Raw genomic sequence first — 13,252 nt, 5'->3', positions numbered from 1 at the left:
CCTCATGCCGCCCCAGCTCTCCCAGCCGGATGGAGAGGTTGTTCAGGCTCGTGGCGAGGTTGGGCAGGAAGGCGTCGGGACGCGCCGCGGCCAGTTCCCGGCGGACGGTGACGGCTTCCTCGATGGCGGTCAGTGCGTCCTCACGCCGCCCCAGATCTCCCAGCCGGCCGGAGAGGTTGTTCAGGCTCATGGCGAGGTTGGGCAGGAAGGCGTCGGGATCGGTAGAGGCCAGGGCGCGGTAGTGGTCGGTGAGTCGCTGAGCGAGGTGGGCGGCTGTCTCGGCGAGGTTGTGGCTCGTGTGCGGGAGCCGGTCGGAGAGTTGCTGCAGGGTGTCGAGGGTGGTGTCGGGAGCATCGGTGATCCGGATCAGGGCGTGAAGGAGCGGTGTTGGGGTTTCGGTCTGGGTGGCGACCTCGATTGCTGCTGTCACCAGGGTGTCAGGGTGGCGAAGGCACAGTTCGGTGAGCAGGGGGGCAAGTGGGCGGCGCAGGGGTGGGTGGGTGGCGGCCCGGGTGGACATGGTCAAAAGCTGTCGGGCTTGGGCCTCGGTAGCTCCGGGCAGGATCCGGTCGGGCAGGTGGGGGTGGGCCAGCAGGTGGCGTCCGGTGAAGCGTTCGGCGAGTCGATCCGGCCGGAGACTGTCCCACACGCCGTCAGCGGTCGGGGGATACAGCCCGGTGATCCAGCGGTGCACGCTGCTGCGACGGTCCTCGCTCTGATCCGACAGTCCGGGAACCTTGGCGAGAAGCCTGTCGGCTTGTTGATGGTCGGGCGCGCCGAGCAGGAATGCGGCAGCCAGGGCGTGAGTGAGGGTGTCCATGGTCAGCGCGGGATGAAGCGCGCGAGCGACGGCGGAGTGTTCCCAATAGCGCCATTCGTGGCGCAACAGCCGGTCTTCCACATCCCGTGCATGTCCGGGACTTGATGCGGCATCGGGTGGCTGGGCGGCATCTAGGAGGTCGGCCAGGGCGGTCATGTGCAGGGTCAGAGCCGTGCTCATGCCCACCTGTTCCATCGCAGCCGCTGAGATGCTGTCGGTGAGCTGGTGGGCCAGTGCTGGCCAGTCGTGGTGTTGCCAGCCTTGGACGTAGGGGAGTTGTCCGGCGAAGCTGATGGCCGCCTCCCGGTAGGCGTCCAGCCGGTCCCGGGGCTCGGGTTCCAGGACCTTCAGGTGTGTGACGGGCGTGCCGTCCAGCAGTTCTTCGACTGCTGGGGTCTTGGCTTGCAGGGTCTGCCACCAGTCTCCCGCGGTACGGGCCAGCAACAGCACTTTCACCGGTGTGCCGGCGCCCATGCCGATGCCGTGCCGGGCCAGGGCCTGGCAGAGGTCGGTGAGCTGGGGGGTGCGGGTCTCGGCGTAGTCCACGACAATCAACACAGGCGCGGCGGCCGATGCCACCACATCCAATGAGCTGGCCGGAGCGTCGGCGCGCAGCCACAGCACCGCCCACCGGTCTTGATCGGCGAGCAGGGTGGCGAAGTGGTGGGCGAGTCGGGTCTTGCCCTCCCCGCCCGGGCCGTGGATCAGCCACGCCCCGAAACCCGGCAGACCAGCCCACGCACGCAGTTCGGTAAGGAACTCGTCGCGTCCACGGAAGGGGACGACCGCCCGCCGCGCCTTCAGCAGCGTCGCGGGAGAGGAAACCGCATGGAAGGCGGTTACGTTGCGGGTGTCGGTGACATCCGCCAGCCCCTGCCACTCCACCGCCTCCATCCCCGTGCCTGCCTCCGGCGCGTGCTGGGCCAGGGTGTCTCGGAAGGCAGGGATGTGCAGCAGCACGTACAGCGGAACGGCGTGCAAGCCGGCATGGGCCAGTCCGGCCAGGTCAGCAGCGATCACGCCAGTGAGTAGGTCACCGCAGAAGACAGCCGCCCCGGACAGGCCACCCCACGGGCTCCCATCCGTGGACTGAGGCGGGTGCTCGGCAACCGTGACGATGTGCCGGTTGTCGACCCTGCCGGTGACGGGATTGACCGTGCCGGTGGCCTGCCACAACTCCGCCGGTCTGTCGGGCCGCTGGATCATGTTCGGGACGCCCACGGTCTGGCATGTCGTTCCCGGCCGGCTGGTGACCAGTCGGCCCCATTGAACCGCCGGACTCGTGAGCGGTTGCCAGGCCGGGTCGTCGATCAGGAGCAGGGCGGCATCATCCCGGCCGCCCGGCGTACCACGCCACACCACCTTCGCCGTGTAACTCTCCTTCCGGCCCGGCCGGAAGAAACTCACTGCCCCATCCCGGGCCGGGACGACGTGAGCAGAGGTCAGCACCAGGCGGTCACTGATCACATAGCCCGAGCCTGGCCCGCTGTGGCCGTCGACGGCCACCACACGTTCACGAATCATCCCCGCCCCGATACATCTCACGCCGAGCCCCGGGCCCGGGATGAAGTCAGTCCTCGATCCGGTCTTCGACACTCCCCGGGCCCTGCTGCCGCTCAGGACTGCCGTGAACGAGGAGATCCCCGCCGCCGGGTTTCTTAGGAGTCAAGGCGATCTTCACCCGATGCGTACGGCCCCGCGCTATCCCGGCCTCCGCATCCGCGGACACCACCCATGCCTTGAACCCCGCCTTCACCTTGGCATCCGCTCGCAACTCCACCGCGAACTCAAGTTCCACCGGCCCGACTTGAAAGGCAAGGTTCTGCCCCGCACCCCGCGCCGCGGCTTCCAACAGTTCATCCCGCAACGCTGCCACCGCATCCGCCAGCTCAATCTCCATGCCGCCCTGCCCTCCCATCCAAGCGGCCCCTACAGCGCCCACGGCAGTACCGTCGCATCACGCCCCGCAGGGGATTGCACGTCGTAGAGGACCGCCATCCCACCGCATCGGTTCCACCCGTCACCCAAACGGAGTACGACGTGCAAGTGATGCCGTACAGAGGGCGCGCAGGTTGGGATGGCACGCCCCTCAATTGCTTGGGGCGGTACACCTCGGCGGCCCCAGGTGTCCCCCATTGGTCAGGAACGAGAAAAAGGCCTGCTCAGGCCGAAGGGGGCCAGCCCGCTGTAAATCTGCTGGCTTCGCCCCGGAACCTCTGCCTAGCTGCTGCGCTCCCGAGGCGCTGGGCGCGGAGCGTACGGCTGTAGGTGTCCAGCAGGGCCTCGCCGGTCTCGCATCCGGCGCCGGGGGTCAGGCAGCCGCGGCAGCCCGCGGCGTGGTCGATGGCCGTGCGCCACTCCTCCTCGGCCTCGACCCCGGGCGCGGGCTGCTGGGCCGCCATCAGGGTTGCTCCTGCGGCCTGGCCCGGAACGCCGTGGTGAGGTCACGCGGGCGGTCGCGCTGCGGGTAGTCGGTGTCGTGCCTGGGGCAGGCGTAGATGGTCGCGCTCGCGGCGCTGCTGCCGTGCTCCATCACGACTGGGATCGGCTTGTTGGTCGGCCGCTGGCAGCGGTAGCAGATGCGAGAGGTCACCGGACCGTCTCCTCCTCGGCCGAGCCGAGCTCGGCGACGGCCGCCTTTGCCAGCGCGTCGCGCAGCTGGACCGCGTCGGTGAGGTAGCGGCCGGGGCCGACCGGGATGCGCCAGTGCAGGCCGGGGCCGCTGGTGCGCGTAGCCGAGGGCACGCCGACATAGGTGACCTCGGCGTGGTGAGCGCCGAGGGCCTGCACGTGCCGTAGCCGCCGCCAGTACTGGGCGCGTCCTGGAGGGATGAGCCAGTACATGCTGCCGTAGTCGGCGATGACTGCGCCGGTCGCGTCACTGAGCAGCTTGAGGGCGCGTTCGCCTATGGGGACCGGGGCGCGTACAGCGTCCCAGTGCGGGCCGACTTCGACCATCTCTACGTCGCTGCCCGTCGGTGGAGTCCAAGGCGCGGGTGTTCTGCTGTGGGTCTGCACGGGAGCCCCCGGCGTCATCGGTGATCAGGTGATAACCGAGCGTAAGAGCGCCGGGGGCGGAGAAGGGGCAGAGATTCTGCCCCTCGAACGTCGGTTCAGGCTGCCAATACTCCGATCTTCACAGCGAGTTCCGCAGCTCGACGGCGATGCGCCGGGCACTTCGACTCGGTCTCCTCCAGGATGATGCGCCGGGCGTATCCGTTGTAGCGGATCGTCTCCGGCGCAGCTTCGTACGCCTTGTCCAGCGTCGCCAGCGCGGCCTCCGGCTGCCCGTCCAGCTGGTAGCCGCGGGCCTCCTCGATCCGGTGCCGGGCCCGGCGCGGCCGGGAGGGGATCGTCGCGGCGTCCGCCGCCGCGGCCTGCCGAACGGACTCCCCGCCCGCGTGTAGCTCGACGGCTACCGTGACCGCGTGCGCGCCCATGATGGCCTGGGAGAAGGACGTCACCGGGTGGTAGTAGCCGGTGGGCAGCGTCTTGGCCGTCTTGCGGGCGGTGTCCCAGTAGCCCCACGCCGTGCCGGTGTCCCCGCGGCGGGCAGCGGTGTACCCGGCCTCGAACTGCAGCGCGCCCGCGATGGCTCGCACATCGTCTGATGCCTCTGGCAGCAGCGGTTTGAGGTAGCGCAGCGTCTCCATGATGATCGCGTCGGCTGCGTCGAAGTGGGCGGGGCCGCTGTCGCGGTGGGCCTGTGCGGTGAGCCAGGCGGCGACGCCGATGGCGTGGGGGTCCTCGCTCTCCTGGGCGGCGACCATGCCGCGTTCGGCCACGCGCCAAAGGAGCGCGGAGTCGGGCTGGTAGGCGATGAAGAACTGGGACAGCGAGTAGACCTCGGAGAGTACGGTTTGCGCTGCCCGGCGGTCCTCGGCCCGGTCGGACTGCCGTACGGCGAGTTGGGCGTCCCGGATGAGGTGCGGGAGGAGCCCGCCGATCACGTCGCGATGATTGGGGGCGGAGTGCCGGGAAGACCAGGCGCTTGCGAGACGCGCACTGAGGTGCGATGCGGACGGTGCCTCACGGTCGGTACTGAGGGGGAAGGTGTTGATCGCGGCGCGCACAGCGGGCAGCTTGGCGTGGCCGGGGCCGACGAAGAGGTCGATGGACTTGGTCTGGTCGCCGGTCAGTTCAGCGAGGTCGCGCACCCGGAGGACCTCAGCAATGCGCAGGATCATGGGGAGGGCAGGCGTGTGCAGAGTTCCGTTCTCGACCTGTTTCACCCAGCTCGGGGACCTGCCGAGGAGCCCAGCGAGGAGGGTGCGGCTCATGCCCCGGCGGGTGCGGAGGACTTGCATGCGCTGGCCGAAGACCAGCGGGTGGTCCAGTGGGTCAGAGGTAGCATCAGATGGCATGGCCTTGCCTCTCTCTGTCCAGCTCGTCACTGCCAGGGTATGGGGCAGGGCCCTTTTCGCGTGAGGCGGTTCACTCTCAGGCACGACGAGAGCCCCCGCACGTCCAGCCGTGCGCATCGTGGTCCTGGATCTGAGCGCTCTGTCCGGTCAGCGCCTCCAGCTTCGAGCCACCCGGGTCACAGCGTCGTGCAGCGATCTCATCTCCTGATACATCCGCGCCGAGCTGATGTAGCCCCCTGGTCAATGTCAGCTCCATGAGTGGTCGTCGGGTGACCGATGCGACAACCGGTGTTATGCGGGGACCAAGCATGCGGTGCATGCGATCAGCGAAAGCTATTCGGCGCATTGGCCGGGGCTGCCATCGGGTGGGCGAGTTGTTCCTTTGGCTGCGCCTTTGCCCGGAACCAGGGCGACCTGCGTTTCTGCCGGGTCTGAGTAGTTTCCGCAGTTCACGGTCCGCCGTCGATCGTCGACGGTCGGTTCTCGAGGATGTGGTGTCAGTCCGGCTTCAGTGAATCTCCACATCGAAGGCACAACTGCGGCACGGGGTTTGCCGGATCGACACAAAGGCCCGCCGAATGGTGTTCCGTTCGTGCGGAGTGTCCCGTTCCGGACTGCCGTGGCAATACCGGTCGTCGTCCAGTATGTAGAGAAGCTGCCGCCAATTCGTGTTCACAGCGGCACGGATGTCGCTGTGGCGGGGGGTCGATTGATTGGATGCCCGGCGTGCTCCGTGATTGGATCCATTGCGCCGCTGGGGCCGTGCGGAGGTTTCCGGAAACGGATGTCGCACGCCTGCGGTCGCGGCCCGCCGCCTGTCCCCAGCGGGGCCGCTCCCCTGTGAATATCCATGTGAAGGGAAGTTTCACCATGAACTCCGCTCCCCAGGTTCAGACCGCTGAGCTCACCGACGCCGAGCTCGACAACGTGGCCGGCGGCCTGGCCGGTGGCCTGGCCCCGCACGGCAGCCTCACCGTCGGCTCCACCACGGTCAGCGACGCCGATGTTCTGGCTCAGGTCGACGCGGTCAAGGGCCAGGCCCTGAGCACCCTCGGCCAGGCGCCCCACGTTGGCGGCAGCTTCTCCGTCTGACCGGCACCTGACCGCCGGTCGACGAAGGGCCGGCCCGGAGGAAACCCTCCTGGGCCGGCCCTTCCGCTTGTGCCCCGGGCAGGAGGATTCGACCTGCGGTGTTCACGACTTCTTCAGGGGGTGGGTTCAGCTCGGGAACCTACCGTCTGGTAGATCATTCCCCACGAGGTAACCACTCGTGACGTGAAGTGCCACGCGAGGTAACGTGCCTCGCACACTCTCGGCCAGCTGGCCGATATGCAACCAGGGACTGTTATGCAGGAACCTTCGATGCCGCCCGCTCATGCCCACCAGCAGATGACGTCAGCCGACGCCCACGCGTGGCATGTTCCGGACAATCCGCCAAAGGGTGGCCAGAGCGGTGCGGTTCAGCGCCGCATGGTGCTTCTCGCGGTGGTGCCTGCCGGGCTGGTAGCGATCACCGGAGCCGCGGCCGCCGCCCTGATGTTCGCCGCGGATGTGGCCCACGTCGACAGGGGCGCCTTCTGGGGGCTGTTCACGGGCGTGTCGCTGTTCATCTGCTCGATCCTCATGGGGGCGGGGCTGTTCGCCTCCGCGAGGGCGCGGGAGGTCACGGGCCGCTATGCCGAGCTGAGCGACTTCGCGGCGCGCGGCCAAGCCGAACTGGCCGCGCTGCGCCAGCAGATCGAACGTGGCCAGCAGTTGGTACGGCGTCAGCAGGACCCGACGGCGCAGCCGGCGGGGGACGCCCTCGATCGGCTCGGGCATGAGATCGCGTCCGCTCAGCGCGCCGCCGAGGCCGCCGTTGTGGAGCTGGCGGCGCGGGCCCGGGGCGGCGAGCAGTTCGAGGTCTTCGCCAATCTGGCCCGACGGCTGGAGTCCTTGGTGCACCGCGAGATCGGGCTGCTGGACGACCTGGAGAACGAGGTCGAGAACCCGGACCTGCTCAAGGGCCTGTTCCATGTGGACCACCTGGCGACCCGTATCCGGCGGTACGCCGAGAACCTCGCCGTTCTCGGCGGCGCCGTCTCGCACCGCCAGTGGACCCGCCCGATCAGCATGAGCGATGTGCTGCGTTCGGCGGTTGCCGAGATCGCGCACTACTCGCGGGTCAAGCTGGTGCCTCCGGTGGACGGGACGCTGAGGGGGCACGCGGTCGTCGACGTCGTCCACCTGCTGGCCGAGCTGGTGGAGAACGCCACGGTGTTCTCGCCGCCCCAGACCCAGGTGCTGCTGCGTGCCGAGCACGTCAACGCCGGGCTGGCGATCGAGGTCGAGGACCGCGGCCTGGGCATGACCTCCAGCGAGCGGAAGCAGATGAACGCCCTGCTCGCTTCCCCCGACGGGATCGCGCTGGGGGAGTTGCTCCAGGACGGCCGCATCGGTCTGTACGTGGTCTCCGCGCTCGCCCGGCGGCACGGCATCGCCGTACAGCTGCAGAGCAATGTCTACGGCGGTACGCAGGCGGTGGTGGTGCTGCCGCACGAGCTGCTGGGCCAGCCCGAGGACGGGGCGGAATCACAGCAGCAGCCGTCCGGCGTCACCGCCCCTGTCGTCGACTCGGCGGAACGAGCCCGCGGGGAGGACGCGCCCGCGGCCCGAGGCCCCGTGCCCGTCCCCGCACCGGCATCCACGGCCGCACCGGCATCCACGGCCGCGCCGACGCCCGCGCCCGCATCAACACCGGCACCTGCGCCCGCAGCTGCCCCGGTCCCCGCGCCGGCGGCGGCCCCCGCGCCGGTAGCCCCACCCGGACCCGCGCCGGTAGCCCCACCCGGACCCGCGCCGGTAGCCGGACCCGCGCCGACAGCCGCCCCCGTGCCGGTAGCCGCACCCGCGCCGGTAGCCGCACCCGCACCCGCGCCCGAGCCGCCCCGTGCCCCCGCCCCGGGCCCCACGTCGGAAGGTGGCCGCCCCGCGCTTCCCAAGCGCCGCCGTCAGGAGCACCTCTCCCCGGAACTGCGGCAGCCCTCCCAGGCCGCTGCGGTGGCGCCGGAAGAAGTCGAGCACGATCCCGGCCTGATGGCCGCCTTTCAGACCGGCATCCGGCTGGCCGAGGAATCCACGGACGTGAAAGAAATCAGGGAAGCCGAAGAGCCCCCCGAAACCCATGCTAATTGAGGAGAAGTGCGCGATCGTGGCGAGCGAAGATCTTTCTTGGCTTTTGAGCGGCCTGGTGCAGCGCGTACCGCATACCCGAAGCGGATTGCTGTTGTCTTCGGACGGTCTGGTGATGGCTTCGGACGGCCTGGACAAAGACGCGGCGGATCATATGGCGGCGTTGGCCAGCGGGCTCTATTCGCTGGCCCGCAGCGCCGGCAAGCGATTTGACGACGGCGGCGATGTGCGGCAGGTCGTGACCGAACTCAGCAACTCGATGCTGTTTGTCTCCGCGGCCGGGCAGGGCGCCCTGTTGGCGGTGCTCGCCGGGCGTGAAGCGGACGCGTCGGTGCTGGGCTACGAGATGGCCATGATGGTCAAGAGCGTCCGTCCCCATCTGGGGGCCCCTCCCCGGCAGTCGGTGGAGCAGTGAGACATGGCGGATGCCCCGGATGGGCCCTTGCTCGACGAGGCGGCCGGGCGGCTGGTCCGCCCGTACACCGTCAGCGACGGACGCACCGAACCGACCTGCCACTTCGACTTGATGACCATGGTGGCGGCCACCGGTACCGCGCTTCGGGGCACACTCGGACTGGATCACGCACATGTGCTTGAGCTGTGCCGGACGCCGGTCACGGTGGCTGAGATCGCGGCGCACACCCGGATGCCCGCAACGGTGATCAAAGTGCTGCTGTCCGACTTGCTGGAGCGTGGCGCGGTCGTCATACGGCCGTTCAGCATGGCACCGGGTGGGCCACGTCCCACTCCCGATCTAGAACTATTGGAGGCGTTGCGGGATGGGCTCCTCAAACGACTCTGAGGCGCCCGGCGCCGAGTCCCTGCCGATGGGGATCAAGATCCTTGTCGCCGGGGGCTTCGGGGTGGGCAAGACCACCCTTGTGGGAGCGGTCAGCGAGATCGAGCCGTTGTCCACGGAGGAGCTGCTGACCGAGGTCAGTGCCGCCACGGACCGGCTGGACGGGGTGGAGAACAAGGCCACCACCACGGTCGCGATGGACTTCGGCCGGCTCACCCTCAGCCCCCAGCACGTGCTGTATCTGTTCGGCACGCCCGGTCAGGAGCGCTTCTGGTTCATGTGGGACGAGATGTCGGCCGGTGCGCTCGGCGCGGTGGTGCTTGCCGACACCCGCCGCCTGGACCACTGTTTCGCGGCGGTCGACTTCTTCGAATCGCGTGGCATCGACTTCCTCGTCGCGGTCAACGAGTTCGACGGGGGGCACCGCTATCAGCCGGACGAGGTGCGGGCGGCACTCGACCTCAGACCGGAGGTGCCGGTGGTCGCGTGTGACGCTCGCCTTTCCAGCTCCGGCATCCGGGTTCTACTTTCCCTCGTGCAACATCTGATCAATTCAAGGAGTTCCCATGGCAGCGATGGGGTACAGGCCTCCCTCCGCAGCGGAGAGAGGGATCGCCATGCGTCATCTGCTTCTCCCTCCGGATGACCCCGAGGCCCAGGCCCGGTCACGCCGGCTCCAGGAATTGGGGATCGAGGACAAGCCCGTTCCGGAGTACGACGAGTTCGCCCGTGAACTGGCGCAGCGCACCGGGGGTTGCTACTCGGGCGTCAACTTCTTCATCGACGCGAACCGTCAGTACTACGGGGGCCTGTACAGCGCGGCCTCCGACACCCACGTGCGGCTGGATTCCCCCCTTCTCGAGGAGCCCGTGCCCGGCCGGGTGATGCCGCGCGACTTCGACATCGGCTTCTGCCCGCATGTGGTCAGGCGGCGCAAGGCCCTGGTGCTGGAGGACGTCCGTGACTTTCCGCGCTTCGCCGGGAATCACGTGGTCGATGCGATTGGGATCCACTCCTACCTGGGAGCGCCCCTGATCGATTCCACGGGCATGGTGCTGGGCACGATCTGTGTGGTGGACCAGGACCCGCATCCCTGGGGTCACGAAGGGCTGGAGACCATCAAGACCATGGCCGCTGAGCTGGTGGAGCGCATCGAGCGGGCGGCGGGCGAGTCGTGAGGGAGCCTGCCTGTCCCTCTCGAGTGCTCCGCCTCCCCGTCGAGCGTTGCGCAGCTCTGCCCCCTGCCCGCCTGACCGGAGCCGGCGCACGTCACCGGTACCGGTCGGGACCGTCGGGCTGGGGGCAGGGGATCTCAGCGGTCTGAGGACGGCTTCTCTCCCATGGCCACACGCAGCCAGTCGAGGGAGCCCTGGTTCAGGAGTTCGTCGGCCAGACGCCTCCCGGTGTGCGTCACCAGGCGGCCACGGCTGTTGTCGATCCATCGCCGGGCGTTCTCATAGCCCTGGGACACATACTCGACCCCCTGCACAAGGCATTCGAGCTTGTCCGCGTCCCGGGCGCAGACGGCCTCGGGTGACGTGTTCGCCTCGTACTCGCCCACGAGTTCCCGCACCGTGGAGGCGAGAGCTTCCGGCATGCCGGAGGTCTGGTCGGCGGTCACCACGGTCGGGTCGGCGCTGGGGGCGTACTTCTTGGCCAGGTGGTTCACATCCCCCGTGCGCGTTTCCTGCGAGTCATGCCAGACGGCCATGAGCGCGGCCCGCGCGGGATCGGCGCCCTCCAGCCGGGCGATGATCGAGGCGATCAGCGCGGTGCGCCAGGAATGCTCCGCGACGCTTTCCGGATCCCGTACCCCGGCCATCCACCAGCCGGTACGCCGGGCGTGCTTCAGGGTGCCGGCCTCGAACAGGAAGCGTGCCACCGCGTGCAGGTCATCAGCCACGGTCCATCTCTCCTCTCACTGCTCCGTTTTCGGGTCGCGGCTGTCCAACATCTCCGGCGGCCGATGAGTTTCGCGTCTTCCGCGGGCCGGACAGGTCCTCGTCAAGCGAACGCATCCGCAGAGGCGCCCTCTGCCGCGGGCGAATCTGCTGCGGGCCGAGATTCCTTACGTGGCGCCATGGCCGGGCCGATGGTGGAGGGAACGCGGTCGATACCGACCGGCCGCGGGTGACCGCCACGATCGGGAGGACCGATGCGAACATTCGCCACCGGCTGGAATCCAGCCCAGAGCCCGCGTGCCGCCGAGGGGGATACGGCGCCGACGCGTTTCGACGACCATCTGGCCGCGCAACTCCTCACGCAGCGGATCGTTTTCCTCGGCACTCAGGTGGACGAGGTGTCCGCGAACCGGGTCTGCGCCCAGATGTTGCTGCTGTCGGCGGAGGATCCGCGGACGGATATCAGCCTCTGCATCAACAGCCCCGGTGGGTCGGTGACGGCAGGTCTGGCCATCTACGACACGATGCGGTTGATTCCGAATGACGTGTCGACGCTCGCGATGGGGTTCGCCGCGAGCATGGGGCAGTTTCTGCTCACCGTGGGGGCGGCGGGAAAGCGGTACGCGTTGCCGAATTCGCGGATCATGATGCATCAGCCGTCGGCCGGGATCGGGGGGAGTGCGGCCGATATCGCGATTCAGGCCGAGAATCACGAGTTCATGAAGCGGGCCATCGAGCGGATCATGGCCGAGCACACCGGGCAGAGCGTGGAGACGATTTCCCACGACGGTGACCGCGACCGGTGGTTCACGGCGGAGCAGGCGAAGGAGTACGGGATGGTCGACGGGGTCGTCGAGGCGCTCGACGACGTGCGGCCGGCCGGTTCGCGGCGACGGATGGGGATCTGACATGGGGCAGTACACGATTCCGACCGTGGTCGAGCGCACCACGCAGGGGGAGCGGGCGTACGACATCTACAGCCGGCTGCTGTCCGAGCGCATCATCTTCCTCGGCACCGAGATCGACGACGGGGTCGCCAACGTCGTCATCGCGCAGCTGCTCCATCTCGAGTCGTCGAGCCCGGAGCAGGAGATCGCCATCTACATCAACTCGCCGGGCGGCTCCTTCACCTCACTGATGGCGATCTACGACACGATGACCTTCGTGACCGCGCCGATCTCCACGTTCTGCGTCGGTCAGGCGGCCTCGACGGCGGCGGTGCTGCTGGCCGGGGGCGACGCCGGGCGGAGGTTCGTACTCGAGCACGCTCGGGTGCTGCTGGGGCAGCCGGTGAGCGGTGGTCAGCAGGGGACCGTCTCGGACCTCAGCCTGCAGGCCAAGGAGATGCTGCGGATCCGCTCGCAGGTCGAGGAGGTGCTGGCCCGGCACACCCCGCATGACGTCACGACCCTCCGCGCCGATATGGATCGCGACAAGGTCTTCACGGCGGAGGAGGCGGTGGCGTACGGGCTCGCCGACGAGGTGCTGAGCCGGCGGATGGTCAGGGTGTGAGGGCGCGGGTGTGAGGGCGCGGTGTGAGGGCGCGGTTGTGAGGTGGTGAGGGCGCGGGGGTGAGGCGTCAGGCGGCCAGGCGTACGTCGCCCCGCCGCCCGGCGTGCCCCGCGCGTCCGACGCTTCGCGTCGCCAGGGACGTCGCCGTGCCGTCGCGGCGCCCAGCGCCCGGAACGGTGGAGGTGAGGCGGGCGAGCTCGCCCTGGGCGAGGGCGAGGAGTTCGGCCAGGCCGAGGCCGAGGGCGTGGGCGGCGGCCGCGAGGACTTCGGACGATGCCTCCTTGCGGCCGCGCTCGAGCTCGGAGAGGTACGGCATCGAGATTCGGGCCTGGTCGGCCACGTCCTTGAGCGTCCGCTCCTGGGCGAGGCGCTCGCGGCGCAGAACACCGCCGACGATATGCCGCCACAGCGGCTCCTTGACCGGCTCCCTGGTCTCGGGGCCGGTGGCGTCGGCGGGGTCCGCCGTCGCCGGGCGCAGGGGAATGACGCGGGCGCGGTTCGACGCGTGGCTGCTCACCCCTTCAGCGTAGAAGCGTTGTGCCGGGTGGGAAGGGAACGGCGTTCTGCCCTTGGCGAATCGCGCGGGTCGGTTTCCGGTCCTGAGGTGCCGGTGACCGCGAGGCCGGGCCCGTTGTCAGTGGCGGCCTCTACCGTGTTGCTTGTCCTTATTCACGCTTGCTGGGCT

General features: G+C 69.0%; 16 protein-coding genes. 8 read left to right on the top strand and 8 right to left on the bottom strand.

The genetic code is table 11. The annotated features are described in order from the left end of the window. The 6 genes from ABZU99_RS32125 to ABZU99_RS32100 all read right to left on the bottom strand — a co-directional run. The coding region (locus ABZU99_RS32125) for a trypsin-like peptidase domain-containing protein (RefSeq protein WP_356228098.1) at positions 1-2,329 on the bottom strand (2,329 nt) is incomplete at its 3' end. 61 nt (positions 2,330-2,390) lie between these two features. Continuing rightward, complete coding sequence (locus ABZU99_RS32120) at positions 2,391-2,720, bottom strand: trypco2 family protein (RefSeq protein ID WP_108708239.1); 330 nt, start codon at positions 2,718-2,720, stop codon at positions 2,391-2,393. 262 nt (positions 2,721-2,982) lie between these two features. Beyond that, a complete protein-coding gene (locus tag ABZU99_RS32115; RefSeq protein WP_355951465.1) occupies positions 2,983-3,222 on the bottom strand; it encodes a hypothetical protein in 240 nt (79 codons plus the stop codon). After that, the gene (locus ABZU99_RS32110) at positions 3,222-3,413 is read right to left on the bottom strand and encodes a hypothetical protein (protein ID WP_355951462.1); all 192 of its coding nucleotides are present in this window, start codon (positions 3,411-3,413) and stop codon (positions 3,222-3,224) included. The genes ABZU99_RS32115 and ABZU99_RS32110 overlap by 1 nt, the downstream gene beginning before the upstream one ends. Then, positions 3,410-3,778 carry a hypothetical protein gene (locus ABZU99_RS32105; RefSeq protein WP_355951460.1) on the bottom strand — a complete coding sequence of 123 codons (369 nt, stop codon included), beginning with the start codon at positions 3,776-3,778 and terminating at the stop codon, positions 3,410-3,412. The genes ABZU99_RS32110 and ABZU99_RS32105 overlap by 4 nt, the downstream gene beginning before the upstream one ends. Positions 3,779-3,933: 155 nt before the next feature. Further along, entirely contained in the window at positions 3,934-5,184 is a 1,251-nt protein-coding gene (locus ABZU99_RS32100) for a helix-turn-helix transcriptional regulator (RefSeq protein WP_355951458.1), read from the bottom strand. Positions 5,185-6,054: 870 nt separating this feature from the next. Here ABZU99_RS32100 and ABZU99_RS32095 point away from each other — a divergent pair. From ABZU99_RS32095 to ABZU99_RS32070, 6 genes are all read left to right on the top strand, one after another. Beyond that, entirely contained in the window at positions 6,055-6,276 is a 222-nt protein-coding gene (locus ABZU99_RS32095; protein WP_355951455.1) for a hypothetical protein, read from the top strand. Positions 6,277-6,654: 378 nt separating this feature from the next. Next, a complete protein-coding gene (locus ABZU99_RS32090) occupies positions 6,655-8,358 on the top strand; it encodes an ATP-binding protein (RefSeq protein ID WP_355951453.1) in 1,704 nt (567 codons plus the stop codon). Continuing rightward, the gene (locus ABZU99_RS32085; RefSeq protein ID WP_355951451.1) at positions 8,348-8,770 is read left to right on the top strand and encodes a roadblock/LC7 domain-containing protein; all 423 of its coding nucleotides are present in this window, start codon (positions 8,348-8,350) and stop codon (positions 8,768-8,770) included. Before ABZU99_RS32090 ends, ABZU99_RS32085 begins: the two co-directional genes overlap by 11 nt. A 3-nt stretch (positions 8,771-8,773) precedes the next feature. After that, positions 8,774-9,157, top strand: a complete 384-nt coding sequence (locus ABZU99_RS32080; RefSeq protein ID WP_355951449.1) for a DUF742 domain-containing protein — start codon at positions 8,774-8,776, stop codon at positions 9,155-9,157. Further along, entirely contained in the window at positions 9,135-9,800 is a 666-nt protein-coding gene (locus tag ABZU99_RS32075; protein WP_355951446.1) for an ATP/GTP-binding protein, read from the top strand. The genes ABZU99_RS32080 and ABZU99_RS32075 overlap by 23 nt, the downstream gene beginning before the upstream one ends. Beyond that, the gene (locus tag ABZU99_RS32070) at positions 9,772-10,332 is read left to right on the top strand and encodes a GAF domain-containing protein (RefSeq protein WP_355951443.1); all 561 of its coding nucleotides are present in this window, start codon (positions 9,772-9,774) and stop codon (positions 10,330-10,332) included. The genes ABZU99_RS32075 and ABZU99_RS32070 overlap by 29 nt, the downstream gene beginning before the upstream one ends. Before the next feature lie 134 nt (positions 10,333-10,466). On the opposite strand, the gene ABZU99_RS32065 is transcribed toward ABZU99_RS32070, so the two are convergent. Then, the gene (locus ABZU99_RS32065; protein WP_355951440.1) at positions 10,467-11,057 is read right to left on the bottom strand and encodes an HD domain-containing protein; all 591 of its coding nucleotides are present in this window, start codon (positions 11,055-11,057) and stop codon (positions 10,467-10,469) included. A 252-nt stretch (positions 11,058-11,309) separates the two neighbouring features. Between ABZU99_RS32065 and ABZU99_RS32060 the strand changes: the two genes are divergently transcribed. Then, entirely contained in the window at positions 11,310-11,963 is a 654-nt protein-coding gene (locus ABZU99_RS32060; RefSeq protein ID WP_355951439.1) for an ATP-dependent Clp protease proteolytic subunit, read from the top strand. A gap of 1 nt (position 11,964) precedes the next feature. Continuing rightward, positions 11,965-12,567, top strand: coding sequence for an ATP-dependent Clp protease proteolytic subunit (locus tag ABZU99_RS32055; RefSeq protein WP_355951437.1), 603 nt, complete (start codon positions 11,965-11,967; stop codon positions 12,565-12,567). 67 nt (positions 12,568-12,634) lie between these two features. Here ABZU99_RS32055 and ABZU99_RS32050 read toward each other — a convergent pair whose 3' ends face one another. Further along, complete coding sequence (locus ABZU99_RS32050) at positions 12,635-13,084, bottom strand: helix-turn-helix transcriptional regulator (protein WP_355951435.1); 450 nt, start codon at positions 13,082-13,084, stop codon at positions 12,635-12,637. Positions 13,085-13,252: the final 168 nt, after the last annotated feature.

It is taken from the genome of Streptomyces sp. NPDC005266, from assembly GCF_040607655.1.
Taxonomy (GTDB): domain Bacteria; phylum Actinomycetota; class Actinomycetes; order Streptomycetales; family Streptomycetaceae; genus Streptomyces.
Note: the sequence above shows the minus strand (reverse complement) of the source record. Positions and strands in the feature narration are given on the sequence as shown.